General features: G+C 73.4%; 24 protein-coding genes and 1 riboswitch. Of the genes, 10 read left to right on the forward strand and 14 right to left on the reverse strand.

The genetic code is table 11. The features are described 5' to 3' along the window. The first annotated feature begins 74 nt into the window (after positions 1-74). From BKA18_RS08040 to BKA18_RS08065, 6 genes are all read left to right on the forward strand, one after another. Positions 75-704 (forward strand): TetR/AcrR family transcriptional regulator, encoded by a 630-nt coding sequence (locus BKA18_RS08040; RefSeq protein WP_147249571.1) that lies wholly within the window; start codon positions 75-77, stop codon positions 702-704. Between the two features lie 658 nt (positions 705-1362). Further along, positions 1363-2391, forward strand: a complete 1029-nt coding sequence (locus tag BKA18_RS08045) for a DEDDh family exonuclease (RefSeq protein WP_366048505.1) — start codon at positions 1363-1365, stop codon at positions 2389-2391. 63 nt (positions 2392-2454) lie between these two features. Continuing rightward, entirely contained in the window at positions 2455-2688 is a 234-nt protein-coding gene (locus tag BKA18_RS08050) for a hypothetical protein (protein ID WP_006606380.1), read from the forward strand. Positions 2689-2773: 85 nt separating this feature from the next. After that, positions 2774-3661 (forward strand): SURF1 family cytochrome oxidase biogenesis protein, encoded by an 888-nt coding sequence (locus BKA18_RS08055; protein WP_366048504.1) that lies wholly within the window; start codon positions 2774-2776, stop codon positions 3659-3661. A 54-nt stretch (positions 3662-3715) separates the two neighbouring features. Then, positions 3716-5500, forward strand: a complete 1785-nt coding sequence (locus tag BKA18_RS08060) for a glycoside hydrolase family 15 protein (protein ID WP_366048503.1) — start codon at positions 3716-3718, stop codon at positions 5498-5500. A gap of 4 nt (positions 5501-5504) precedes the next feature. Beyond that, positions 5505-6260: an SDR family oxidoreductase gene (locus tag BKA18_RS08065; protein WP_366048502.1), complete on the forward strand. Its 756-nt coding sequence runs from the start codon at positions 5505-5507 to the stop codon at positions 6258-6260. 21 nt (positions 6261-6281) lie between these two features. On the opposite strand, the gene amaP is transcribed toward BKA18_RS08065, so the two are convergent. The 5 genes from amaP to BKA18_RS08090 are packed head-to-tail and all read right to left on the reverse strand — an operon-like array spanning position 6282 to position 8639. Next, the gene (amaP, locus tag BKA18_RS08070) at positions 6282-6887 is read right to left on the reverse strand and encodes an alkaline shock response membrane anchor protein AmaP (RefSeq protein ID WP_366048501.1); all 606 of its coding nucleotides are present in this window, start codon (positions 6885-6887) and stop codon (positions 6282-6284) included. 7 nt (positions 6888-6894) lie between these two features. Next, positions 6895-7563, reverse strand: coding sequence for a DUF6286 domain-containing protein (locus BKA18_RS08075; RefSeq protein WP_366048500.1), 669 nt, complete (start codon positions 7561-7563; stop codon positions 6895-6897). Then, entirely contained in the window at positions 7560-7943 is a 384-nt protein-coding gene (locus tag BKA18_RS08080; protein ID WP_366048499.1) for an Asp23/Gls24 family envelope stress response protein, read from the reverse strand. Before BKA18_RS08080 ends, BKA18_RS08075 begins: the two co-directional genes overlap by 4 nt. A gap of 6 nt (positions 7944-7949) precedes the next feature. Further along, a complete protein-coding gene (locus BKA18_RS08085; protein ID WP_006606373.1) occupies positions 7950-8147 on the reverse strand; it encodes a hypothetical protein in 198 nt (65 codons plus the stop codon). A gap of 36 nt (positions 8148-8183) precedes the next feature. Further along, positions 8184-8639, reverse strand: coding sequence for an Asp23/Gls24 family envelope stress response protein (locus tag BKA18_RS08090; RefSeq protein ID WP_006606372.1), 456 nt, complete (start codon positions 8637-8639; stop codon positions 8184-8186). Positions 8640-8863: 224 nt separating this feature from the next. On the opposite strand from BKA18_RS08090, the gene BKA18_RS08095 reads away from it, so the two are divergent. Then, on the forward strand, positions 8864-9598 hold the full coding sequence (locus tag BKA18_RS08095; RefSeq protein WP_366048498.1) for a hypothetical protein: 735 nt from the start codon (positions 8864-8866) through the stop codon (positions 9596-9598). Between the two features lie 52 nt (positions 9599-9650). On the opposite strand, the gene BKA18_RS08100 is transcribed toward BKA18_RS08095, so the two are convergent. The 6 genes from BKA18_RS08100 to BKA18_RS08125 form a co-directional block, all read right to left on the reverse strand. Beyond that, positions 9651-10430 carry an enoyl-CoA hydratase/isomerase family protein gene (locus tag BKA18_RS08100; protein WP_366048497.1) on the reverse strand — a complete coding sequence of 260 codons (780 nt, stop codon included), beginning with the start codon at positions 10428-10430 and terminating at the stop codon, positions 9651-9653. Positions 10431-10543: 113 nt separating this feature from the next. Next, on the reverse strand, positions 10544-10765 hold the full coding sequence (locus BKA18_RS08105) for a helix-turn-helix domain-containing protein (protein WP_006606369.1): 222 nt from the start codon (positions 10763-10765) through the stop codon (positions 10544-10546). 335 nt (positions 10766-11100) lie between these two features. Beyond that, positions 11101-12699: a ribosomal protection-like ABC-F family protein gene (abc-f, locus tag BKA18_RS08110; RefSeq protein ID WP_006606368.1), complete on the reverse strand. Its 1599-nt coding sequence runs from the start codon at positions 12697-12699 to the stop codon at positions 11101-11103. A 645-nt stretch (positions 12700-13344) separates the two neighbouring features. Further along, complete coding sequence (locus tag BKA18_RS08115; protein ID WP_366048495.1) at positions 13345-14799, reverse strand: hypothetical protein; 1455 nt, start codon at positions 14797-14799, stop codon at positions 13345-13347. Positions 14800-15003: 204 nt separating this feature from the next. Continuing rightward, positions 15004-16131, reverse strand: coding sequence for an alpha/beta hydrolase (locus BKA18_RS08120; protein ID WP_366048494.1), 1128 nt, complete (start codon positions 16129-16131; stop codon positions 15004-15006). An 85-nt stretch (positions 16132-16216) separates the two neighbouring features. Then, the gene (locus BKA18_RS08125; protein WP_366048493.1) at positions 16217-16885 is read right to left on the reverse strand and encodes a class II aldolase/adducin family protein; all 669 of its coding nucleotides are present in this window, start codon (positions 16883-16885) and stop codon (positions 16217-16219) included. A gap of 451 nt (positions 16886-17336) precedes the next feature. Between BKA18_RS08125 and BKA18_RS08130 the strand changes: the two genes are divergently transcribed. Beyond that, positions 17337-18653: an inorganic phosphate transporter gene (locus tag BKA18_RS08130; protein WP_366048492.1), complete on the forward strand. Its 1317-nt coding sequence runs from the start codon at positions 17337-17339 to the stop codon at positions 18651-18653. Between the two features lie 23 nt (positions 18654-18676). Then, the gene (locus BKA18_RS08135) at positions 18677-18913 is read left to right on the forward strand and encodes a hypothetical protein (protein WP_006606363.1); all 237 of its coding nucleotides are present in this window, start codon (positions 18677-18679) and stop codon (positions 18911-18913) included. Positions 18914-18979: 66 nt separating this feature from the next. Here BKA18_RS08135 and BKA18_RS08140 read toward each other — a convergent pair whose 3' ends face one another. The 3 genes from BKA18_RS08140 to BKA18_RS08150 are packed head-to-tail and all read right to left on the reverse strand — an operon-like array spanning position 18980 to position 23468. Continuing rightward, positions 18980-20383 (reverse strand): extracellular solute-binding protein, encoded by a 1404-nt coding sequence (locus BKA18_RS08140; RefSeq protein ID WP_366048491.1) that lies wholly within the window; start codon positions 20381-20383, stop codon positions 18980-18982. Next, the gene (locus BKA18_RS08145) at positions 20380-23010 is read right to left on the reverse strand and encodes a caspase family protein (protein ID WP_366048490.1); all 2631 of its coding nucleotides are present in this window, start codon (positions 23008-23010) and stop codon (positions 20380-20382) included. Before BKA18_RS08145 ends, BKA18_RS08140 begins: the two co-directional genes overlap by 4 nt. A gap of 5 nt (positions 23011-23015) precedes the next feature. Next, positions 23016-23468 carry a hypothetical protein gene (locus BKA18_RS08150; protein ID WP_366048489.1) on the reverse strand — a complete coding sequence of 151 codons (453 nt, stop codon included), beginning with the start codon at positions 23466-23468 and terminating at the stop codon, positions 23016-23018. A 205-nt stretch (positions 23469-23673) separates the two neighbouring features. Next, positions 23674-23824, forward strand: a riboswitch (cobalamin riboswitch). Between the two features lie 352 nt (positions 23825-24176). On the opposite strand from BKA18_RS08150, the gene BKA18_RS08155 reads away from it, so the two are divergent. Beyond that, a complete protein-coding gene (locus BKA18_RS08155; protein WP_366048488.1) occupies positions 24177-25247 on the forward strand; it encodes a cobalamin biosynthesis protein in 1071 nt (356 codons plus the stop codon). Positions 25248-25420: the final 173 nt, after the last annotated feature.

Below are 25420 nucleotides of genomic sequence, written 5' to 3' on the forward strand. Positions count from 1 at the left end.
AAGGTTCCGGGGTGACTCAGGGCCGACTCGGGGAGGTCCGGGCGACGGTTGAGGGAAGAGTTTGGAGTGGGGCCATGACACGCAGCGCACTGACCGGCGAAGAGGTGCTGACGACCGCCGCCCGGCTGGTGCGGGCGCACGGCCCCGCGGCGCTGACCATGCGTCGGCTCGCCACGGAGCTCGGCACCGCCGTCACCTCCATCTACTGGCACGTCGGCAACCGCGAGTCACTCCTGGACGCCCTCGTCGAGCGCACCGTCCGGGAGATGGGCGAGATCCACCCCGCGGGACGCACCCCGCACGCCCGCATCGTCTCGGTCGCCCGCGCGCTGTACACGGCGCTGCGCGAGCGTCCGCAGCTGATCGCGATGGTGCACGAACGCGGCCTGACGGAGCGGATGTTCCTGCCCGCGCAGCAGGCGCTGGTCCATGAGATGCACGCCGCCGGGCTGTGCGGTGAGACGGCCGCCGAGGCGGTGCGGGCCGTCCAGTTCCAGGTCGTCGGCTTCGTGCTGGTCGAGCGCAACCGGGAGCGGTCGCCCGAGCAGCATCCGAGCGAGGGCGAACTGTGGGACTCCCCCACCGCCGAGCACGATCCGGCGCTGGCCCGTGCGCTGGCCGGCCCGGTCGACACCGAGCGGCTGTTCACGGTCTCGCTGGACGCGCTGGTGACGTCGCTGCTCTCCGCCGGAGGGGCCGGCTGACGGGGTGGTGGTCTCCTCTGAGTGGCGTTCAGCCGGAGAGGCGCGCGACCGTAGAGACGCTCACCTCAACCCGTTCGCCGGTAGCCGGTAGCCGGTAGCCGGGCAAGCCGTACGGCCGTTGGCCCATTCTGGCAAGGCGTACAGTCGTTGACCCATTTGGGTGGTTTCTCCCACCGCTCCCTTTAGATGCTCGTTTCCCTGGCTTTTGGGATGCGGTGGGTTTTCCCGGCGGGGGGGGCGGTGGTTTTCCCCGCCGCCCACCCCCCTTCGGGGGGTGGGCGGGTGAGGAGGTGAGAGGAGGTGGGGAGAGGGCGGTGGGGAGAGGGCGGGTGGGGAGAGCACGCCCAGGTATCCCAACAGGGCGCCCGCCCCGAACCCCCCGGCCCACTCCCCGCCCCGCCCCCCGGCCCACTCCCCCAACCCGCCCCACTCCCCGCCCCCATCCCGCCCCATCCCGGCCGTTCTCAGCCATTCCTGTCCCTTCCCGTCCCTTCCCGCCCCATCCCGCCCCTTCTCGTCGCCTCGTCAACTCCCACCCCCACCCGGGAATTGCAGGGGGCTCAGACGCGCGGTGGGGGCCTTGCAGGCGACGCCCCACCGGCGTTGCGGCCGACGGCGGTTCGGTGGCTGTCAGTGGCGGCCCGTATCCTCAGGGACCATGCTCGAAGACCCCATGGCAGCAGCCGACCCGATCGCGCCGAAGATCGGGCAGCAGCCGGGCCCGCAGACGCCGCCGGCTCCCTGGCCGACCGCATATCCCCAGGGGTACGCGGTGGTCGACGTGGAAACCACGGGCCTGGCCCGTGACGACCGGATCATCTCCGCCGCCGTGTACCAACTCGACGCCCGGGGCGAGGTCCAGGACCACTGGTACACCCTCGTCAACCCGCAGCGGGACCCGGGACCGGTCTGGATCCACGGTCTCACCAGCGCCGTGCTCGCCGATGCGCCGCTCTTCCCGGAGATCGTCCCGGAACTCTCCAAGCGGCTGGAGGACCGGGTCCTGGTCGCCCACAACGCCATGTTCGACTGGTCGATGATCGCCCGCGAGTATGCCCGCGCCGCGGCGGCCGCGCCGGTGCGCCAGCGGCTGTGCACCATCGCCCTGTCCAAGGAGCTGCAGCTGCCGCTGCCCAACCACAAGCTGGAGTCGCTCGCCGCCCATTACGGCGTGGTGCAGCAGCGCGCCCACCATGCCCTGGACGACGCCCGGGTGCTGGCCGAGGCGTTCCGGCCCAGTCTGCGGCGGGCCGCGCAGGAGAATCTGCGGCTGCCGCTGCTGACCTGCCAGCCGCTGACGGAGTGGTCGGACGCCCCCGCCCCCCGGCAGCACCCCACCGCCTCGTCCTACCGCCCCACGTCCTGGCGGCCGTCCCGTAAGCGCCCGGCGTGCCCCTACCCCAACCCGGGGCGCTATGAGGCGGGCGGCCGGCTCGTCCAGGGGATGCGGGTCGCCTTCTCCGGCGACACCTCCGTGGACCGCGAGCTGCTGGAGGACCGGGCCATCGAGGCCGGGCTGCATGTCGCCACGAGCTTGTCCCGGCTGACCAGCCTGCTGGTGACCAACGATCCCGACGCCCGTACGTCCAAGACCGCCAAGGCCGCCTCGTTCGGCACGGTCGTGGTCGACGAGGCGGCGTTCATGCAGCTGCTGCAGGATGTGGTCCCGGCGCGTGCGTCCGGGTGAAGCCCGGTCAACACACCCGTCGGCACCTCGCCCCGCGCGGGCGGCGCCCGCACCCTGTGGCGCATGGCACGTTGTGAGGTCTGCGGAAACGAATACGGCATGACGTTCGAGGTGCACGCGCAGGGCGCGGTGCATGTCTTCGACTGCTTCGCCTGCGCCATCCACCGCATGGCGCCGATCTGTGAGCACTGCCGGTGCCAGATCATCGGCCAGGGCGTCGAGGCCGACCAGAAGTGGTACTGCGGTGCCCACTGCGCCCGCTCGGACGGGAGGGTGGGCATCGTCGACCGGGTCTGATCCGGCGGGTCCGCCGGACCGGAGCGCGAGGACCCGGCAGGACCCGCCGCCCCGGGGCCGTGGCGCCCCAGGTACCGTCGAAGCCGTGTACCGCTTCCTGTTGTCCCGGCAGTGGGTGATCGTCACCCTCGTGGCTCTGCTACTGATCCCCGTCATGATCAAGCTGGGCTTCTGGCAGCTCCACCGCCATCAGCACAAAGTGGCGCAGAACCAGCTCATCGGGCGCAATCTGGCGGCCAGGCCGGTCCCGGTCACCGAGCTGACCGCCCCCGGCCGGACGCTCCCCCGCCACGACATGTGGCGCCCGGTCACCGCCACCGGCACCTTCGACACCGCGCACGAGGTCGTGGTCCGCCAGCGCACCGCCGCCGACGAGCAGAGCATCGGCTACTACGTTCTGAGCCCGCTGGTGCTGGGCGACGGACAGGCCGTGCTGGTCAACCGCGGCTGGATCTCGGCGGGCAACGACCTCACCAAGTTCCCGGACGTACCGGCGGCCCCCAAGGGCAAGGTCACCGTGACCGGCCGGATGATGGCCGACGAGACCACCGCGTTCAGCGGAATCAAGGACACCAAGGGCCTGCCCCCGCGCCAGATCATGCTGATCAACAGCAAGGAGCAGGCGAAGCGGGTCGGCCGGCCGACGCTCGGCGGCTATATCGAGCAGACCGGGCCCAAGCCGGCCGGCGGCACTCCGGAGCCGGTCCCCGAGCCGGACCACGACTCCATCGGCCCGCACATGGCCTATGCGGTCCAGTGGTGGCTGTTCGCGGCGGCGGTGCCGGTCGGCTGGATCGTCCTCGTACGCCGTGAGCGCCGCGACCGTGCGGAGGCCGCGGCCAAGGAGGCCCGGGAGGCCGCGGAGCCCCGCGAGACCGGGAATGCCGACGACCCGCAGGACGGCGGGGACGCACACGACGTCCCGGATCCGCAGGACGGCGAGGAAGCGGCCACCGCCCCGGCCCGCGGGTAGCCCGGACAGCCGCCCCACCGCGTAGCGCGGGCGCCGGGCGGGAAGGTGCGAGGCGTGCATCCACATATCGAGGACTACGCGCTCATCGGTGATCTGCAGACCGCCGCCCTCGTCGGCCGCGACGGCTCCATCGACTGGCTGTGCCTGCCCCGCTTCGACTCCGGCGCCTGCTTCGCGGCGCTCCTCGGCGGCAGGGAAAACGGCCACTGGCGGGTGGCTCCCCGGTCCGCGGACGCCCGCGCACAGCGCTCCTACCGCGGCGATTCGCTGATCCTCGACACGGTGTGGGAGACCCCCACCGGCAGCGTCCGGGTCATCGACTTCATGCCGCAGCGCGACCGTGCGCCCGATGTCGTACGGATCGTGGAGGGCTTGCGCGGCAGCGTCGAGATGCGGAGCGAGCTGCGGCTGCGCTTCGACTACGGGCGGGTGGTGCCCTGGGTGCGGGCCACGGAGGGCTGCCGGTTCGCGGTCGCGGGACCGGACTCCGTATGGCTGCGCACCCCGCCGCAGAGCAGCACCTACGGCAAGGACTTCAGCACCCGCTCGGACCTCACCGTCGCCGAGGGCGAGCGCGCCGCGTTCGTGCTGACCTGGCACCCCTCGCACGAGCCGCGGCCGATCCAGATCGAGCCGTACACGGCACTCCAGGACACCCTGGACGACTGGCACACCTGGTCCGCGCGCTGCCGCTACGACGGGCCGTACCGCGAGGCCGTGATGCGCTCGCTGATCACCCTCAAGGCGCTCACCTACGCGCCGACCGGCGGCATCGTGGCGGCCCCCACCACCTCGCTGCCCGAGGAGCTGGGCGGGGTGCGCAACTGGGACTACCGCTACTGCTGGCTGCGCGACGCCAGCCTCACCCTGAACTCCCTGCTGTCCGCCGGCTATCTGGAGGAGGCCGGCGCCTGGCGGGACTGGCTGCTGCGCGCGGTGGCCGGTGCCCCCGACGATCTGCAGATCATGTACGGGCTGGCGGGTGAGCGGCGGCTGCCGGAGGCCGAGCTGCCGTGGCTGACCGGCTACTGCGACTCCGCGCCGGTCCGTATCGGCAACGCCGCCGTCGAACAGCGTCAGCTCGATGTCTACGGCGAGGTGCTGGACTCCTTCCACGTCGCGCGCCGGGCCGGGCTGCCGTCGGAGCCGCACGCCTGGAGCATCCAGCGCGCCCTGGTGGACTATCTGGAGTCCACCTGGCGCGACCCCGACGAGGGCCTGTGGGAGATCCGCGGGCCGCAGCGGCACTTCGTGCACTCCAAGGTCATGGCCTGGGTCGCGGCCGACCGGGCGGTACGGGCGATCGAGGCGAACCCGAAGTTCAGCGGGGACGCCGACCGCTGGCGGGCGATGCGCGAGAAGGTCCACCGTGAGGTGTGCGAGCACGGCTACGACGCCGAGCGCGGCACCTTCACCCAGTTCTACGGCTCGAAGGAACTGGACGCCGCGACCCTGCTGATCCCCCGGGTCGGCTTTCTGCCCGGTGACGACCCACGGGTGCTGAACACCATCGACACGGTGCGCCGGGAGCTGACGCACGACGGTCTGGTACGCCGCTACAGCACGGAGGGCGGCTCGGTCGACGGGCTGCCGGGCGGCGAGGGCACCTTCCTGGTCTGCTCGTTCTGGCTCGCCGACGCACTGCAGCTCAGCGGCCGCCGGGACGAGGCCCGGGAGATGTTCGAGCGGCTGCTGGACCTGCGCAACGATGTGGGGCTGCTCTCCGAGGAGTACGACCCGGCCGCGGGTCGCCAGCTGGGCAACTACCCGCAGGCGTTCAGCCACATCGGCCTGGTGGGGACCGCCTTCGGACTCCTCGACGGAGCAACGGCAGACTAGGACCATGGATCTCGGACTCACTGACCGGACGTACCTGCTCACCGGGGCGACCCGTGGCCTCGGCTTCGCCACCGCCCGTGAACTGGTCGCCGACGGCGCCAACGTGGTGCTCACCGGGCGCACCGAGGAGAGCGCGGTCGCGGCAGCCGCCTCGCTCGGCGACCGTGCCCTGGGCGTGGCGGCCGACAACGCCGCCGCCGATGCCCCCGACCGCCTGCTGGCGGCGGCCCGTGCCCGCTTCGGCCGGCTGGACGGTGTGCTGATCAGCGTGGGCGGCCCGGCGCCCGGCACCGCCGCCGACAACACCGACGAGCAGTGGCAGTCGGCCTTCGAAACGGTCTTCCTCGGCGCGGTACGGCTGGCCCGGGCGGCGGCCGCCGAGCTGCCGGCGGGCGGGGTGATCGGCTTTGTGCTGTCCGGGTCGGTGTACGAGCCGATCAGCGGTCTGACCATCTCCAACGGGCTGCGCCCCGGGCTGGCCGGCTTCGCCAAGTCGCTCGCCAACGAGCTGGGGCCGCGCGGCATCCGCGTCCTGGGGGTGCTGCCCGGCCGGATCGCCACCGACCGGATGACCCAGCTCGATGCGCTCTCCGGCGACCCGGAGGGCAGCCGCGCCCGCAACTGTGCGTCCATCCCGCTGGGCCGTTACGGCACACCGGAGGAGTTCGGCCGGGCCGCGGCGTTCCTGCTGTCACCGGCCGCCTCGTACGTCACCGGTGTGATGGTGCCGGTGGACGGCGGGGCCCGGCACGGGTTCTGACGAGGGGACGGCACGCCGCCCCTAACTGACCCGCTCGGGCCGGTGCTTGACCGCCCGCAGCCGGACCTCCGCCGGCAGCTCGTCGAGCCCGGCCGAGTGGCGGGCGTGCGCCACCGCCTCGTGGGACAGCCGCCGCAGGACGGTGCCCGGGTCGGCGTGCGGGGCCAGCGCCAGCAGCGCCCTGACCTGCGGTGCGGTCCGGCTGCCGGTCAGCAGCACACCGGCCCCGTCGACACCGTCCAGCGACTCCGTCTCGGCCGCGACGGCGGCGGCCAGCGCCCGGCCGCGCAGCTCGGCGCCCTCGCCGTCGCCGCTGTCGACGAGGATCTCCTGCAGCCGGTGCCGCCGCAGCTGGGACAGCAACCACCACAGCATCAGCAGCACGAAGACGGCCAGCGCCGCGATGACGACCGGCCACCACCAGCCCTGGTGGGTCCAGCGGGTGCGGGCGTGCGCGGGGAGCAGCACGTCGCCGGGCCGGGACCACGGCCAGCCGGCGGGCAGGCCGAGATGCCACTTCGCGGGCAGGTCGAGACCGCCGAACAGCACCGCGCCGCCGGTGCCGAACAGCACCACACCGGCCAGGCCGAGCAGCACCCGGTTGGTCGTTCTGCGGACCCTGAGCATTGCGCGCTCACCCCTTCTTCGGGCGCCGGACGTGCACCGTCAGCCGCAGCGGGTGCGCCAGCCCCAGCTGCCGCAGCCCCTCGCCGAGCGAGACGTCGAGGTCGGCGCGGACCTCGTCCAGCTCGCGGAAGTGCGACACGGCATGCGCCCTGGCCTTGCGGCGGCCGACCTTCATCCGTACGGACTGGACGCCGGCGACCTCCATGGCCCGGTCGCGCAGCACCAGCGCGGCGGCCGACCGGTCCAGCCCGGCCCGGATACCCGGCGCCGTCCACCGCATCGGCAGCACCTGGCGCAGCCCGGGGGTGAGGGCCAGCACGATCAGCACGATGCCGAGGACGACGGCGAGCGCGGCGGCGCCCAGCACCCAGGGGCTGTCGAGCGGACGGGTGGCCAGCTCATGGGCGAGGCGCCGGCGCCAGGCCATCGCGGGGCGGTCGGCGCGCACCGCGGCCACGTCGTAGAGCAGCAGCCCGGCGGCGGCCAGCAGCAGTAGCGCGACCACGGCGGCCGGCACCCGGCGGGCCGACCAGAAGCGTCCGGTGCCGTCGTCCTCGCCGCCGCCCGCGGGGGCGCCGTCCGGTCCGGACCGCGCCGCCTCGTCCGCGGTGTCCGGTGTCTTGTCGAGCGTGGGCAGCCGCCGGGTGTCCGCCGGCTGCGCGTCGTCGTCGCTCATCGCACCCTCCCGCGGTCGGTACGGTCCAGCTGCGGTGAGTGCAGCCGCTCGACCTCCACCGCGACCTCGGGGACCGCCATGTTCGCCAACTCCTGCACCCGCTCGGTGACATGACTGCGCACCACGCGGCTCTGGGCGCCGATGTCGGAGGGGTAGCCCAGCTCCACGGCGATCCGTACGCGTGCCTCGCCGAAGTTCTGGCGCTCCTCGCGCCGGTGCACGGTCACCGTCGCGTGGGCGTCCGTGCGGGCCTGCGGGGACTCCCGGCGCAGCGCCTCCCGGGCCGCCTGTGCGGCGATCTTCGCCACCACCCGGTCCGCGATTCTGGTCGCGCCCCGCTCACCCGCCGGTACGGCGGCGGGCGGGGACACCGTCGCCACCCGGCCTCACCGCCGCCGCTCGTCGCGTTCGCCGCGGCGCGGACGGAAGAATTCGCCGGCTTCCAGATCCCCGTCGAGGAATCTGCCGACCACGAACCCGATGGCGCCCAGCGCCGCCACCAGGACGAAGGCGCCGAAGCCACCGAAGAATCCGGCGAAGCCCAGCGCCATACCGGCCAAGAGGCCGGCCACGGCCATGCTCATCGTGCGCTCCTTCGCTACCGCTCCGGACGGCCCCGGCTAGTGGAGCCGCGGCTCTTCCTCTTCCTCGTCCACCTCGTCGGGGAGTTTGACGTCGCTGACCGCGATATTGACCTCGACGACCTCCAGGCCCGTCATCCGCTCCACGGCGGAGATGACGTTCTCCCGCACCGACCGCGCGACATCGGCGATGGCGACGCCGTAGTCGACCACGATCTCCAGATCCAGCGCGGTCTGCACCTCGCCGACCTCGGCCTTGACCCCGCGGGTGGCGGTCGCTCCCCTACCGCCGCCGGGCACCCGGTCGCGCACGGCGCCGAGCGTACGGGCCAGGCCGCTGCCCATGGCGTGCACACCGACGACGTCCCGGGCCGCAAGACCGGCGATCTTCTCCACGACACCGTCGGCGATGGTGGTCCGCCCGCGGGTGGCGGGATCGCCGCCGCCCCGCTTGGTCGGGGTCCTGGGTGCCTCTGCCTGCTGGCTCTCGCTCATCGCCGTAACGTCCCTTTCCGCGGGGAGAAGCGGTCCGCCCGCTCCGCTGCCCACAGTAGGTCGGGTTCCTCCCTTCCGCTTTGGGGGATGCGGCAGCGGAGTGCTCCCTACGGCGCCGTGCGGGAGAGCGCGCTGCTGTGGGGGCCGGTCTGCGGCAGGCTGGGGGCGTGGTCCGGGACGTGCCCGCACGAGGGGCCGGGACCTGCCGGGAAAGGGGTGACGCGGTGACCACGGACCAGTGGGCGCAGGCGGTGCGGACGCAGCTCAAGATCGGCCGGGTGCTGCCGCTCGGCGGGCCGGCGGACGGCTCGTGGATCACCGAGCAGGCCGCCGCCGGGGTCCTGCGGACGGCCGCCGGGACACCGCCCGGAGTACGCCTGGGCTCATTGCGGCTGTCGGTCGCCGACCCCGACCGTGCGCCGGAGCCCACGGTGCCGGCGCCCCCGAGCGGGCTGCCGCCTGGCCCGCTGCGGATCGAGGCGGATTTCGCCGCGACCGGCGACCGGCCGCTGCCCACGGTCGCCGACCAGGTACGGGCCGCCCTGCTGGAGGCGTCGGTCCGGGAGCTGGGGCTGGTGGTGGCCGCGGTGGATCTGCGGGTCAGCGGCCTGCTGGACGCGGACGAAGCCGGAGCCGGGGCACCGCAGGCACCGGCGCCCGCCCCGTCGGGCGGCCCGCCCGCCGCACCGGCGGCCGGGGAACGGAGCGGCGCGACGCAGGACGGGGCGGCCGGGATCGCCGCGGTCGTCCTGGACGTCGCGGGCGTGGCCCGGCTGGCGCCGTTGCTCGGCTCATCACGTCCGGTGCGGCTCACCGACGGGCATGCGCTGATCCAGCTGGCTACCGCGCCCGGCCACCGGGCGCTGGATGTCTCCGCCGCCGTACGGCAGGCGGTGGCGGCCGCGCCGCCCGCGGTGTCGACGATCGCCGTGCTGGTCACGGCGGTGGAGCAGGGCTGAGGCGGCCGACCGGGCAGCCCGGCCGGCAGCCGGCCGCAGTGCGGGAGGGGCGCTACTCCCCCACGCCCGCCAGGTCGCGCAGCCGGCGCGCCTGCGCGGCCCGCTCGGCGATGCGCTGCTCCTCGTACGTACGGCCCGCAGCACCGGCCAGCAGGGCCTTGGTCTCGATCACGGCGTCCCGCGGCGCGGCAAGGAGCGCGGCCGCCAGGTCGGCCACCGCGCCGTCGAGCTCGTCCGCGGGCACGACCACATTGGCGAGGCCGATCCGCTCGGCCTCCTCGGCATGCACGAAGCGCCCGGTGGCGCAGATCTCCAGCGCCCGGGCGTAGCCGACCAGCCCGACCAGGGGGTGGGTACCGGTCAGGTCCGGTACGAGTCCCAGACTGGTCTCACGCATGGCGAACTGGACGTCCGGCGCGACCACCCGCAGATCGCAGGCGAGTGCGAGCTGGAAGCCCGCGCCGATGGCATGTCCCTGCACGGCGGCGATGGACACCAGGTCATTGCGCCGCCACCAGGTGAACGCTTCCTGGTACTCGGCGATGGTGGCGTCCAGTGCGCTGTCCGTGCCCCGGGCAAGGTCGATGAACGACGGCTCGCCGTCGAAGCCCTCGGGCGTGAACGCCTGACGGTCCAGGCCCGCGGAGAAGGACGCGCCCTCACCGCGGAGCACCACGATCCGTACGCTGCCCGGCAGCAGCGAGCCCGCTTCGGCGAGCGCCCGCCACATGGCCGGGGACTGCGCATTGCGCTTGGCCGGATGGGCGAGGGTCACCGTGGCGATGGCATCGTCCACGGTGAGTCGCACACCGTCCTTGTCGAGCAGAGTCATCAGCGCCTCCGAGTCAGCCAGCCGCACCTGCGTGCGTAAGTGACTGAACGGTAACCTCCCGGCCGACGGCTTCGTCGGCCGGGGGGACACCGTTGCACTCAAAGGCGTGGCCGTCAGGCCGAAGCGGCCTTCTTGCCCCTCGTGGCTCCGCCACGACCGCGCAGGACCACACCGGATTCGCTGAGCATCCGATGCACGAATCCGTAGGACCGGCCGGTTTCCTCGGCCAGCGCCCGGATGCTCGCACCGGAGTCGTACTTCTTCTTCAGGTCTGCCGCGAGCTTCTCGCGCGCGGCGCCGGTTACCCGGCTGCCCTTCTTCAGAGTCTCGGCCACCCGTGCCTCCTCATGGGAAGTGCGCTCTGGACTCTCATGATCACCCCTCCCCGGCTTCCTGGCCACCCATTCCGCAAGGTCTCTACGACATCCTTTGCCGTCGGACACCCGGCCGGCCGGGCCAGAAGCGCTCATTCCGGCTGCCCAGAAGGCCCTCCGAGCCCGGATTTCCCAGAGAAATGGCAGGTCAGGAGGTAAGGGGCCAAAAAGGTGACGGCCGGGCCGCACGGGCCCGGCCATCCGTCGCAGGCTCGCCGGTGTACGAGCCGTTCTCACTCAGATGATGGATCACACGTCGGCCGAATGATCCATACGGCATGATCCATTCGCCGCGGTCAGGCCAGCGCGACCAGATCCGCGTAGTCCTGGCCCCACAGGTCCTCGACGCCGTCGGGCAGCAGAATGATCCGCTCCGGCGCCAGCGCGTCCACGGCTCCCTCGTCGTGCGTCACCAGGACCACCGCGCCCGTGAAGGTGTGCAGCGCGCCGAGGATCTCCTCGCGGCTGGCCGGGTCGAGGTTGTTGGTGGGCTCGTCGAGCAGCAGGACGTTGGCGGACGAGACGACCAGGGTCGCCAGGGCGAGCCGGGTCTTCTCGCCGCCGGAGAGCACCCCGGCGGGCTTGTCGACGTCGTCGCCGGAGAAGAGGAAGGAGCCCAGCGTCTTGCGGATGGCGACCAGGTCCATGTCCGGGGCGGCCGACCGCATGTTCTCCAGGACCGTGCGGTCCGGGTCCAGGGTCTCGTGCTCCTGGGCGTAGTAGCCGAGCTTCAGACCGTGGCCGGGGCGGACCTCGCCGGTGTCCGGCTGCTCGACGCCGGCCAGCAGCCGCAGCAGGGTGGTCTTGCCGGCACCGTTCAGGCCGAGGATGACGACCCGGGAGCCCTTGTCGATGGCCAGGTCGACATCGGTGAAGATCTCCAGCGAGCCGTAGGACTTCGACAGGCCCTCGGCGGTGAGCGGGGTCTTGCCGCAGGGCGCCGGGTCCGGGAAGCGCAGCTTGGCGACCTTGTCGGAGGCGCGCACCGCCTCCAGACCGGCGAGCAGCTTGTCGGCGCGCTTGGCCATGTTCTGCGCGGCGACGGTCTTGGTGGCCTTGGCCCGCATCTTGTCGGCCTGGGTGTTGAGCGCGGCGGCCTTCTTCTCGGCGTTCGCGCGCTCGCGCTTGCGGCGCTTCTCGTCGGCCTCGCGCTGCTGCTGGTAGAGCTTCCAGCCCATGTTGTAGACGTCGATCTGGGAGCGGTTGGCGTCCAGATAGAAGACCTTGTTGACGACGGTCTCGACCAGGTCGACATCGTGGGAGATCACGATGAAGCCGCCGCGGTAGGTCTTGAGGTAGTCGCGCAGCCAGACGATGGAGTCGGCGTCGAGGTGGTTGGTCGGCTCGTCGAGGAGCAGGGTGTCGGAGTCCGAGAACAGGATCCGGGCCAGCTCGACACGGCGGCGCTGACCGCCGGAGAGCGTATGGAGCGGCTGGCCGAGGATGCGGTCGGGCAGGCCCAGGCTGGCGGCGATGGTCGCGGCCTCCGCCTCGGCGGCGTACCCGCCCTTGGTCAGGAACTCCGTCTCCAGGCGCTCGTACTTCCGCATGGCCTTCTCGCGGGTGGCGCCCTTGCCGTTGGCCATCCGGTCCTCGTTCTCGCGCATCTTGCGCAGCACGCTGTCCAGATCGCGGGCCGACAGGATGCGGTCGCGGGCGAGCACGTCGAGGTCGCCGGTGCGCGGGTCCTGCGGCAGATAGCCGACCTGGCCGCCGCGGGTGACCGAGCCGGCGGCGGGGATGCCCTCCCCGGCCAGCACCTTGGTGAGGGTGGTCTTGCCGGCGCCGTTACGGCCGACCAGGCCGATGCGGTCGCCCTTGGCGATACGGAAGGAGGCGGACTCGATGAGAACGCGGGCGCCGGCGCGCAGCTCGAGGCCGGAGGCGGTGATCACGGGAAAAAGCTCCAGGGTCGGAAAAGACGGCGGATTGGACGGGACGGTCCGAGAGCGAGCTGCGCCGTCTAATGAACCCAAGGGAGAACTGCCATGGGGGCAGTCTATCTGGCCCCTGCAAGTGGTTTTTCGTGCCCCACGTTGTCGGCTTTCCCGCCGTGGGGCTTGCTCGCCGTTGCGCTTTGCGGCGCCGCCGCACGTTGTCGGCTTTCCCGCCGCGGTGTCGTCTCGCCGTTGCGCCTGCGGCGGGCTGGGTGGATGTCGGGTGCGGTGACGGACCTCCGGGGCCGGTGTGTGGGACTGCTTCGCTTTACGTCCCACACACCGGCCCCTCCGGCCCGCCCCCTCCCGTGGATGGAGTGAGTGACGGTTGGTGGGGGCTGGCCACTCGTAGCCGGTTCACTGCGACCGACGAGGCGCACCGGACCACCTACAAACACCCCCACCGGCCTTCTTCCTCCCACCCACGGGAGGGGCCGCGCCGCAGGACGAAGTCCGGAGGAGCGGCACCGCACCCGACAACCCACGCCCGCCGCAGGCGCAACGGCGAAAAACCACCACGGCGGGAAAGACAAAAACGTGCGGCGGCGCCGCAAAGCGCAACGGCGACAAACCACCACGGCGGGACAGCCGACAACGTGGGAATCAAACGCCACCCGTGTGGACCTGGAACGCCGCCCGCCGTACCGCCTTGGCGAGGGCGGGGTCCGGGTGGGCTGCGGCCAGGGCCACCAGTACCTGGACCGTACGGGGGTGCCCTACTGCGCGGACCTCCTCCAGGAGGCGCGGGACCGAGCCCTGGACCGCCGAATCGAGGTGGCGGACCAGGAGTTGGGTCTCGCCGTGGTCGGCCACGGCGGCCGCGGTGTCGACCCACAGCCAGGTCGACTCCTCGCGGGTGAGCACATCGGGCGCGGTCTCCGGGTCGCCGCCCTCGTGCTCGACCAGCCACAACAGGGCGTACGGCCGCAGGGCCGGCTCGTCGGCCGCGGCCCGTACGGCGGCCTCGGCCGGGGCGCCGACCGCCCGGAGTGCCTCGAAGGCCAGGCCGCGCAGCAGCGCGTCCTCACCGCGGGCCACGGTCAGCAGCTCCTCGACGGCCGAGCCGACGGAGCGGGCGGCGAGCCAGGCGCGGTATTCGGTGCGGGCCGGGCCGGGGGTGAGCCGGGCGCAGCCGCGCAGCATCGCCTCCGCGGACTGTTCGATATGTCCGGCCGGGCTCTGCGCGGCGACACAGATCTGTTCCAGCTTGACCCACACCGACCAGTTGCCGAGCGGTGTGAGCTGCGCCTCGGACGCTTCGTACACGGCCTCGTGGACGCCGTCCGGCGCACCCCCCGGCGGGACCAGCGCCCCGACGATCCGCAGCGCGTCCAGCGCCCAGGCCAGCAGTTCGGCCAGCGACGCCCCCGCGGCGTCGTCGGCCGCGGCTGCGGTGTCCTGGGGGCCGTCCGGGTCGGGCTCCTGGCCGTAGGGGACCTCGCAGCGCTCCGTGCGCAGCTCGGCGACGCGCTGGCCGAGCATGTCGAGCAGCACCGGCAGCTGGACCGGCCCGGCCGACAGATGCAGCAGGGAGAGCAACTGCGGCAGCGCCTCGACGACTTCGGCGACGATCGCGGGGCCGGCGGCGGCCGGGGCGGGGCGGGCCAGCGACCAGGCGTCGAAGAGCGCGACCCAGCCGCGCAGCACGGCGGTGTCGTCGCGGTCCCAGGCGCGCAGCCGCCAGCCGGGGCGGGCCAGACCGTCGTGGAGCTCGACGAGCCCGGCGAGCCGGGCCCGGTCCCAGTCGACGCGGACCTGCTGCGGTGTCAGGTGCAGGGCCTCGGCGGCCCGTTCCACCGCCGCTTCGGGCAGTGCGCCGTCGGGGCCGGCGCGCAGGCTGCCGCCGGTGCCGTCGGCGCTGTCGGCCCACCGGGCGAGGCGGGCCGCGCCGGCCAGCACGGCGCGGGCCTGCCGGGCCAGCTCCGCGGGCGGCGGTGTGCCCTCGGGCGGGCGGGGCGCCGGGCGCTTGGTCCTGGTGGTCACCGCTCGGCGGGCGGCACCAACCGGTTGACGGGGGACGAGTCGGAGCCGGGAGTCGCGCGGGGTACGGGACGTCACAGGAGCAGTGTTGCCGCTGACGGCCCGAAAGCCCAATCGGAACCCGGCGTGCGGCCTTTTGGGGCCGGGTCATTTCGCCGTCCCATCCCTGATGGGCGGAGTTGTCCTGCCGTATGCCCGGGCTTCATGGGGGCGGCGTCGGCGGGGAGGCGGCGGGACGGCACCGGGAGCCGGCACCGGGGCCGCAGGAGACCGGCAGCGGTGCTACATGAGCGGGGTGAGGAAGCGCCGTAGTGCCTCTTCGTAGCCCGAGGGGTCGGCGTTCCACATCGCGGCGTGCGGGGCGTGCGGAACCGGCTGAAGCGTGATCAGGTCGGCGCGGCGGGCGGCGAAGGAACGGGAGGCCGTCCAGGGGGCGATCCGGTCGTCGGGGCCGTGGAAGAGCAGGGTGGGAATGTCCAGCTCCTCCGGGTCGACGGCGTCGACGGGGTGGTCCAGGGGAATCCCCGTGGAGCCCTCGGCGGCGCGCACCACCAGCGGCAGCAGGGCGCGCGGGACCCGCCGGGCGGCGGCCAGCGCACGGACCGTGGCATTGCGGTCCAGGACCGGGGAGTCCAGGACGAGACCGCTGATCCGGTCGCGCAGCGCGGAGCGGGTGGCGGCCCGCAGCGCCATGGTCGCGCCGGTGGACCAGCCGTGGAGGACGACGGCCTGGGCGCCGTAGCGGAGGGCGTAGCGGATCGCCGCGTCCAGATCGCGCCATTCGGTGTCGCCGAGGTGGTGGATTCCGTCGGCGGTGCGCGGGGCGCCGAGGTCGTTGCGGTAGGCCAGGTCGAGGACGGGCAGCCGGTGGCGGTGCAGGAACGGCATGGCCACCATGGGGTGCTCGCGGGTGGTGCCCAGACCGTGTGCGGTGATGACCCAGGTGTCGCGGACGCCGGGCACGAACCACGCCGGGAGCGAGCCGAGTTCGCCGGGGACGTCGACGTCGGCGTAGTCGAGGCCGAGGGCGTCCCGGGGGTTGCCGATGTGCACCTGCGGGGTGAGCCGCATCCGGTTGCCCGGCCGGAGGGTGCCGTGGCTGACCCGCTCCAGGCGGCGGACGACGGCGTCGGCGGGGTGCGGGATGCCGTGGACGACGGAGCCGACCACGGCGTGGCAGCCGTTGCCGGTGAGCCCGTAGGTGCCGGGCCGCATGGCTGCCAGGCTGCGGGTGAGGGCGATGCGCTCCTCGGTGGCGGAGTGCACGGTGAGCCGCGAGTCGCCCGGGAACGGCTGGTCCGGCGAGGGTTTCAGGGCAGTGTCGCTGGCGTACCGGCCGACCGCCACGGCGGCCGCCCCGGCACCTATCACGGTGATGGCGGCCGCGGCCGCCGCAGTACCCAGGCGCACCTCACCAGTGTGCGCAGCGCCGCCGGGTGCGGCCACCTGGCGGAGTCGGGCGGGTGAGGGGCCGGGGCGGCGGCCCGGGGCGGGGTCAGTCCCGGCCGCGGCCCCGCTGGCCGTAGCCGCGCAGCCGGGCCGCGGCCGCGTCGAGCTGCCCGGCCGACAGCAGGCTGGGGGTGTGGCCCGGCACGGACTGCGCGGTGAGCCAGACGCGGCACATCCACTCCAGCTGGGCGGTGCGGTCCAGGGCCTGGTCCAGGCTGTCGCCGTAGGTCATGGTGCCGTGGTTCTGCAGCAGGCAGCCGGTGCGGTCGCGGAGCGCGTCGAGCATGTGGGCGGCGAGCTCGTCGCTGCCGTAGAGGGCGTAGGGGGCGACGCGGACGGGGCCGCCGAGCGCCGCGGTCATGTAGTGGACGGGCGGGAGTTCGGGCACGAGGGTGGAGACGGCGGTGGCGTTCGGGGCGTGGGTGTGGACGACGGCGGCGGCCGTGGTGCTGCGGTAGACCGCCAGGTGCATGGGGAGTTCGCTGGTCGGCCGGAGCGTGCCGATGATCTGGGTTCCCGCCAGGTCGACCGCGGTGAGGTCGCCCGGCCCGAGCCGGTCGTAGGGGACGCCGCTGGGGGTGACCAGGACCAGGTCCTTCAGGCGGCAGGAGACATTGCCCGAGGTGCCGACCACCAGGCCGTCGGCGACGGTCCTGCGGGCGGTCGTGACCAGGTCGCTCCAGGCCTGGGCGAGGTGGTCGGGGTGGTCCTTCATGGGTCCTCCGGCGCGGTGCGGCGAATGCGGATCGGATACGGATGCGGTGCGCGACACCGTACGAGCCGGGGCGGGCGCTGTACGCCGCGGCCCGCCGAACCGGTGCGTGCCCGCCGGGGATATGCGTGTTCTTCAGGGATACCCCTAGCGCTGCCGTGAACCGGCCGAAATCGGACCCTCGTGCGACGGGGCCTGGGAGCATCGGGGAGCCGGGTCCGCACGCCGTCGTCCGGGTGCACCGCGGCTGCCGCCGAGCTGCCGCGACCTCCAAAACGGCGCGCAGACACAGCATCCGCAGGTCGCCAACGGGTGAGGCGGAAGTGACAGCTGGGGTGCCTCCGCGTGAACAGTGCGGTGGTGTCACCACCCGGCCCGTCCCAGTTCACTTTCCGTTCACCCGCTCTCCGTACGGTCCGAGCGACACTGACCTTCGAACTGATTGCCTGGGTGAATGGAACACATCACGCTTCTCATCGGGATCGTGATCGTCACGGCCTTGGTGTTCGACTTTACGAACGGCTTCCACGACACGGCCAATGCAATGGCCACCACCATTTCCACCGGGGCATTGCGACCCAAGACCGCGGTGGCGATGTCGGCAGTGCTCAACCTCGTCGGTGCGTTTCTGTCCGTGGAGGTGGCCAAGACCATCTCCGGCGGGATCATCGATGAGGGCGCCGGCATCAGACCAGAAGTGATCTTCGCCGGCCTGGTCGGCGCGATCGTCTGGAACCTGCTGACCTGGCTCGCGGGTCTCCCCTCCAGCTCCTCCCACGCTCTCTTCGGCGGTCTGATCGGCGCGACCCTGGTGTCCGTCGGCACCCACGGTGTGCACGGCGAGGCCGTGGTGATGAAGGTCCTGATCCCGGCGGTGGCCGCCCCGTTCGTGGCCGGTCTGGCCGCAATGGCGGCGACCCGGCTCACCTACCGGCTGACCCGCAACCGCGACGAGGCGGACACCGCCAAGGGCTACCGCGCGGGGCAGATCGCCTCCGCCGCCCTGGTCTCGCTCGCCCACGGCACCAATGACGCCCAGAAGACGATGGGGGTGATCACGCTCGCGCTGATCACCGGCGGGGTCGTCGCCCCGCACGCCGACCCGCCGCTGTGGGTCATCGCCTCGGCCGGTCTGGCCATCGCGCTCGGTACGTACCTGGGCGGCTGGCGGATCATCCGCACGATGGGCAAGGGCATCACCGACATCCAGCCGCCGCAGGGCTTCGCCGCCCAGACCGGCGCCGCGGCCACCATCCTGGCCTCCTCCCACCTCGGCTTCGCGCTCTCCACCACCCAGGTCTGCTCCGGTTCCGTGATGGGCTCGGGCCTGGGCCGCAAGGGCGGCGTGGTGCGCTGGTCCACGGCCGGCCGGATGGTCGCCGCCTGGGGCCTGACGCTGCCGGCCGCCGGTGCGGTCGCGGCGGGCGCCGCGTTCCTCGCCGGTCAGGGCGACTGGGGCGTGGCGGCGGTGGCGGTCCTCGGACTGGGCATCTGCGGCGCGATCTGGGCCGCCTCCCGGCGCAAGCCGATCGACGCCACCAACGTCAACGAGGGCCCGGCCGCGGAGCCGGCGGGCGTGGTGACCGCCGCGCTGCGCAGCGTCTCCCCGCCGCCGGCCGGCCAGCCGGCGCCGGCCGCCGACGCACCGGAAACCGCCGGGGTGCCCACCCAGCCGACCGCCCCCGACGCCGAGGTGCCCGCCCAGCCGGCCGGCCCCGACGCCACCCCGACATCCGCCCCGCGCCCCCAGGCCGCGACGGTCACCCGCTAGCTGTCATCACTTAAAGGAACCTCATGACCATCGACTGGACAGCTCTCGGCCAGGTCTTCGGCGTCACCCTCGTGGTGACGGTCGGGATCGTGGGCCTGTTCACCGTCGGCATCGTCGGGGCGTCCCGCAAGCCGGCCCAGGAGGGTGCGGCGGTCGCGGTCGCCGCCCCGGGTGCCGGTGCGCGGGCCGGCGCGGTGGCCGCCTTCGCCCTGTGCGCGGTGGCCGTGACCTACGGCATCTATCTGATCGTCGCCGCCTGACGCAGCCGGCAACGGCGGCGTACCAAGCGGCCACGGACGCGGCGAGGCGTCCGGCGGGGCACGGCATCAGCCGTCGTCCGCCGGGCGCCTTTCCTGTGGGGTGCCCCGGCCGCCGAGCGCGTCATCGGCCTGCCGGGCCAGCCGGTCGGCGATGGCCGTGCCGCCGCTGCCGTTGAGATAGGCGGCCACGCCGAGCTGCAGGACCTTGCTGAACGTCTGGTAATGGGCGCTGCGTGGGCGTGGGGCGGCCGCCATCAGCGCGTCGTGCAGGGTGCGGGGGTCCGGCCGCGGCTCCGGCTGCCCCGTGGCGCCGTGCTCCGCTTGCTCCGCGCCGACGGGCGGCAGCGGGCAGCGCGGTGCCTTCGCCCCCTCGCGGTACGCCGAGTCTCGGGTGGCCGCGAACCCCCGCTCCAGCAGGCAGCGTTCGCTGCCCGGGTCGGTCAGGGCCTCGATCAGGGCCCGTGCGCCGGCCGGGCGGCTGCTGCCGGCGGAGATCGCCAGATTCTGTCCGCCGAGCACCGACAGCCGCCGGCCGTCGGACGGCCGGGCCGGCAGCTGGGCGACGTCGAAGGCGGTGCCGGCCGTGAGCTTTTCGGCGACCGAGGCGTACTCGACCGGCCAGTTGCGCATGAACACCGCACGCCCGTCGGCGAACCAGCGGCGGCTTTCGGTCTCGTCCATCGTGACGGCCTCGTGCGGCATGAGCGTGCCGAGCCGGTCCTTGAGGTCCGCGATGCCCAGCTGGAGCGCGCCGACCTGCTCGCCCTTGGCGAAGCCGGTGGCGTACGGGTCGCCGCCGTTGGCCCAGGCGGACTCCAGGGTGTTGACGGTGAGGCCTTCGTAGGGCCGCAGTTGGGCGACCATGCCGTACATCCTGGGCCGTTTCTTCATCCCGGCCTTGGCGTCCTGGTCCGAGCGGCGGTTGTAGGCGTCCGCCGCCTGGAGGGCCCAGGCCTTCAGCTCGCCCCAGTTGGCGGGCGGCCGGTGGTGGCCGTGGGCTTCGAGGAGGTCCTTGCGGTAATAGAGCAGCCCGGCATCGGTGTTGAACGGGACGCCCCACACCTTTCCGTCGTACTCCACCGTCTTGGCCACGCTGCCCAGGAAGTCGCCGTCCAGGCTCGCGGGCCAGGGCCTGATGACGCCCGCCTCGGCGAACTCCGCGGTCCAGGCCACATCGAGGTTGAGCACGTCGTAGCCGCCGTTGCCGGACTGACCCGCCGCCAGCAGCTGGCTGCGCTGGCCGTCGGCGGTGTCGGGGAGTTTGACGATCCGGACGGTGTGGCCGGTGCGTTTCTCCCAGGCGCGGATCAGGTCCTGCCGGACGCCGGAGCTGCTGAGGTCGCTGCCGGTGGCGAGGACGATCGCGCCCTTCTCCGGGACGGCCTGGTCCCCCGGGGTACAGCCGCTGACCGCGGTGAGCAGCGCCAGGCCGGCCAGCGCGGCGCCCGCCGTGGTGCGCTTGGCGGTCATCGCTCCCCCTTGGTGGCCGTGCCGATGGAGGCGATCCGTCCGGCCAGGATGTCGACGGCCTGCGGGCCGCCGGGTACGCACTGGCCGTGGGAGGCCCCGGCCAGTTGCCGCAGGGCGAAGCTGTCACAGCCGGACTTGCCCAGCACCAGGGCCAGGATGGGCACCTCGGGTCCCTCCCCGACGAGGGTGCCGAGGGTGCGGTCGACGCTCGCCGCGCGGCCGCCCGTGCCGTCGTCCTCGTCGAGGAGGAGCACGATGGCCTTGTTGGTGGCGGTGGACTTCTTCATGGTGCGGACCGCGCGGGTCAGCGCCTCCTCCATCGCGGCCCCGTGATCGACGAGTTCACCGCCCGCGACCCGGTCCAGTGCGGCCTTGCCGCGGGCCGGGTCGTCGCTGCCGAGCGGGACCAGCTCACGCACGGCCGCGCGGTCGTCGGGGTGCGCACGGTCCGGGAAGGCCCACAGGCCGTAGGTGTGCCGGGCGCCGGCCATCTCCAGGGCGCGGCCGGCCGCGCTCAGGGCGACCGGGAGTTTGCCGCCGTCCGCCATGGAGGTGGAGGTGTCCATGAGGATCAGCACCTGGCTGGACTTCTGTGCCTTGTCGTAGCCGTCCAGTACGCGGGCCACCTGGTCGGGGCCTGCCGTGTAACGGGAGACCCGGCTGTCGCGGCCGACGTTCGCGCGGCTGTCGCTGAGCGGGGAGCCACGGCCCGGGGTGTGGTGGTCCACTCCGCGGTAGCCCTGCGCGGCCAGGGTGCGCTGACCGCCCTCCGGGTCGCGCAGCCAGGTGGCGAAGCGGGCCACGGCGGCTCGCCGCGGGGTGGCGTCGGTGGTGCCGCGCCAGTCGACGCGGATCAGGGGGTGGTCGAGGGCGGGGACGTTCTCGGGGTAGTAGGCGACGTAGCGGTCGTGCACGGGCAGCGCGGAGCCCAGGGCGGGGCAACTGCCGATGGCCCGCCCGAGGTTGTAGTCGGCCAGGGACTTCTCCGACACCAGGGGCGCGGACCTGGTGCGGTCGACGGCGCCCGAGGCAGCGACGTCGGGGCGCAGCGAACACAGGAGTTCGGTGCTGCCGGCGTACTGGCTGCCCGGGGCGGAGAGCCGGTCCTCGGCGGTGCGGGCGAGCGCGGGGTCGGGATCGGGGCCGTACGGCGAGGCTGCCGCCCCCGGGCCGCCGTGGGCGAGGTAGAGGCCGATGGTGTGCAGCAGGCCGGTGCCGGACAGTACGGGGCTGGGCCGCAGGAGCTTCAGGTCGCGGTGGGCGTGGTCGGTGCCGGTGAGCAGCTCCGGCCAGGAGGCGCCGCCCGGTTCGACGTCGTCCAGCCGACGGTTCGCGGGGATGCCGACGACCAGGGGGGTGTAGGCGACCGGGTCGCCGTAGTGCAGGGTCGCCGGGGATCCCGTGGCCGGCATGCCGCGACGGGCCTCGTAGTAGTCGGCGGTGGATTCCGGTATCCAGATGTCGGGCTGCGGGCCGGGGCGGTTGAGGGGGTCGAGGCCCTTGTCGGCCGGCCGGTCCTTGCCGGTGCCGCGGGCCTCGCCCTGCCAGCGGTCGGCGGCCGCGAAGCCCTGGTCGACCTGGTCCTTGGCCGCGGAGTAGACGGTGATCTGGGCGCGCCGGCAGCCGTCGGGGAGGTCGCCCTCGCCGCTGAGGGGCTTCAGGTTGGCGCCGGACATCTCGTAGTCGAAGGCGGCCTGGCGCAGGGCGGGTTCGGCCTCGGGGGCGGTCAGCAGCCGCAGTTCGAGGGCGGGCGGGCAGGGCGCGTCGGCGTTCGGGAGGTTCAGCACGACGATGCCCGCGGTGGCCGGGACGAGGATGATCGCCGACACCAGCAGGATCCTGAGCCAGTGCTGGAAGGAGGACTTCAGCCGGCGGCGCAGGCGGATCCGCAGCGGGGTCGGGGGCCGGATCTCGGGGGTGGCGAAGGACAGGATGACGTCGTCGACGGTGTTCTGCTTCGCCGACCGCGGTTCCCAGATGTCGCCCATCGGGGTCCGTTCGGCGGCGAGTTGTTCCCACAGCACCCGGACGAGGTCCTCGAAGGTGACGAACCGCCTGCCGGGTAAGCCCTGTTCCAGGGTCTGACGGACGGCACGGGTGAAGACGCTGCCCCCGGTGGGCTCCTCGCCGCTGAAGATCCGCCGGTTGGGCTGCGCGGCCATCAGCAGCGACATGGGCTTGCGGCAGTTGTGGAAGGCCTCCCCGGCGTTGCCGGCGTAGCAGCACTCCAGGATGATCACGATCCGGTCGGCCCGGGCGTTGTCGAGGTAGGACAGCACCATGTCCTGCCAGGAGACGGTCTTGTGACGCCGCTCCGAGGCGCCGACCATCAGCTGCAGATTGCCGCCGTCCCGGCCCACCCGGCCGTGGCCGGAGAAGTACACCAGCAGCAGTCCGCGCGCCTCCTGGGTGACGGTGTCCAGCGCCTGTTCCACCTCCCACGGCTCCTGGGGGCGGCAGACGACGACCTCGCCCCGGGTGAACAGGTCGGCGCCGGGGGCGAGCAGGGCGCGTTCGAGTTCCTGGGCGTTGTCCTTCACCGCGGGGAGCGGGCGCAGATGGCGGTAGTCGTCGACACAGATCAGCAGCGCCCGGTTGACCTTGCCCCGCGCGTCGTATTCGGACATCCGGCTCAGTCCCCGGCGGTGCTGCCGCTTCCGTCGTCCGGGCGGCCGGGATCGGGGGGTTCGGGCGCCGGGACGCCCGGGCCCTCGTCGGCCAGTGCGCGCAGGCCGCCGGCGCCGCCCCCGACCGCGACGGCGGGCCGTTCGCCGGTGTCCCGCTCCTCCCGGCGGCGGCGCAGCCACTCCTTGAGGGCGATGCTGAGGCTCTTGGTGATCTCGGCGGCCACGGCCCCGACGATGACCAGGACCAGATCGTCGACGCCGACGGCCATGTCGCGCGGGGCGTCGCCGTCGTCGTCGTACGCGTCCGCCGGCCGTGGCCGCAGCGCCCAGTCGTACTGCCGCCGGGCCAGCCACGGCTCGCGCTCCAGCCAGGACTTGAGGTCCTCGATGTCCTGATCGGGATTGTTGGTGCCCGTGATCCTGATGCGGATCTCGTGACGGTCAGCGCGCTGCGGCATCCCCCGGCCCCCTTCCGGCGGCCCCATCGCCGCCGCGCTCCCGATAGTGACGTGGAATCAGGGGCGCGGGCAACCGTCTGTGATCCGGCCACCACGCTGTGGCGTGCACCACAGCCCATGCCACGGGCCGGCGTCGCAGGTCAAGGGTGAGTTGACGGGCATTCGCGGGGCGTGGTGGACTGCCCGAGCCATTCGGCGACAGCTGAGGAAGTCCGGTGCGAATCCGGCGCGGTCCCGCCACTGTCACCGGGGAGGGTTCCTCCAGCGAAGGCCACGGTCCATCTCGCGGACGCCGGACGGCGTACGCGCAGGGCTGGAAGGCCGGAGGACTCGCCGATCCGGGGAGCCAGGAGACTCATGTCGCCGTCACGTCGAGCCAGGGCGCGGACCCTGAGTGAGGACATACCGCCATGCCCGGCTGCCCGTCGAGAGCTCCACTGCCCGCTGCCGCAGGGCCCCTTCGAGGCGTAGGGCGAGGCGTCGCGGGACGGGCGGGGCTTTGCGGACATGCCCTAGGGGGTGTCCGCAAAGTCCCGTCGTCCGCCCGGAGGGCGGGGCTCGCGGCGTCTGGTGCGTGCGCTCGCAAGGCGGAGGGTCGTCCTCGTAGTGGGTCTACGTGGATGATCCCGACAACGCAGCGAGCGTGCGTGCCAGGCGTCGCGAGCCAGGCGGGACTTTGTGGACACGCCCTAGCGGCGGTCTGACCCGATGCGCGGCGAACACGCGGGATATGCGTGCGGCGCGGCTCTCGGCTTCCTCGGCGACCTGATCGCGGCGGATCCCCGGCGCGGCCATCCGGTGGCCGCCTTCGGCCGGGCCGCGGCCGCCGTCGAGCGCCGGCTGTGGCGCGACCATCGCGGATACGGGGCGGCCCATGCCGTGCTGTGTGCGGGCGGTGCCGCGGCCGGTGCCGCGCTGCTGGTGCGCGCCGTACGGGGCTCCGCGCCGTCGCCGTCCCCGCTGCGCGGCTCCGCCGGGGTCGCGCTGACCGCGGCGACGGTGTGGGCCGTACTGGGCGGCACCTCGCTCGGCCGGGAGGCCCGGGCCGTCGGCGGGGCGCTGGCGGCGGGTGATCTGGAGGTCGCGCGCGAGCGGCTGCCCCATCTGTGCGGACGCGATCCGCAGGCGCTGGACGGGCCGCAGATGGCGCGTGCGGTGGTGGAGTCGGTCGCCGAGAACACCTCGGACGCGGTGGTGGGCGCCCTGGTGTGGGGCGCGTTGGGCGGAGTGCCCGGGTTGGTGGCGTTCCGGGCGGTGAACACCCTCGACGCGATGGTGGGGCACAAGTCCCCGCGCTACCGCCGTTTCGGCTGGGCCGCGGCCCGGCTCGACGATCTCGCCGGCTGGCCCGGCTCCCGGCTGACCGCCGCCCTCACGGTCCTCGCGGGCCCCGGCCGGCGCGCTGCGCTACGGGCCTGGCGGGCGGACGGCGGCGCCCACCCGAGCCCCAACGCGGGCCCCGTGGAGGCATCGTTCGCGGGCGCGCTGGGCGTACGGCTGGGCGGCACGCTGGCGTACGGCGGGCGGGTGGAGCACCGTCCGGTGCTCAACGGCGGGGCGCGGCCGGTCGCGGTGTCCGACATCGAGCGGGCGGTGCGGCTCTCGCGCCGGGTGAGTGTGTGGGCGCTGGTGGCGACGGTGGGGGCTCGGGTGGGGTTCGGTGCTGTGAGGGCGGCGTTCGGTGCTGGGCGGGCGACGGGGGCTCGGGGGGCGGCGGCTCGGGCGGGTGCGGGGCGTGGGGTTGGGGCGGGGCTTGGATGCAGGGCGGGGCGGGTATGAGGCGGTCCGTTTTTTCTCTGCGGCCCACGTTCTCGCCGCGGCCTACTTTTTCCCCGCCGCCCACCCCCCTTCGGGGGGTGGGCGGGTGTAGTGACCCGAAGTGCCCTCGGGAGCTCGGCGGGTGTAGTGACCCGAAGTGCCCTAGCGGGCTGGCCAGCCGTAGAGACCCGAAG

The organism is Streptomyces auratus (genome assembly GCF_050433025.1).
Taxonomy (GTDB): Bacteria; Actinomycetota; Actinomycetes; order Streptomycetales; family Streptomycetaceae; genus Streptomyces; species Streptomyces sioyaensis.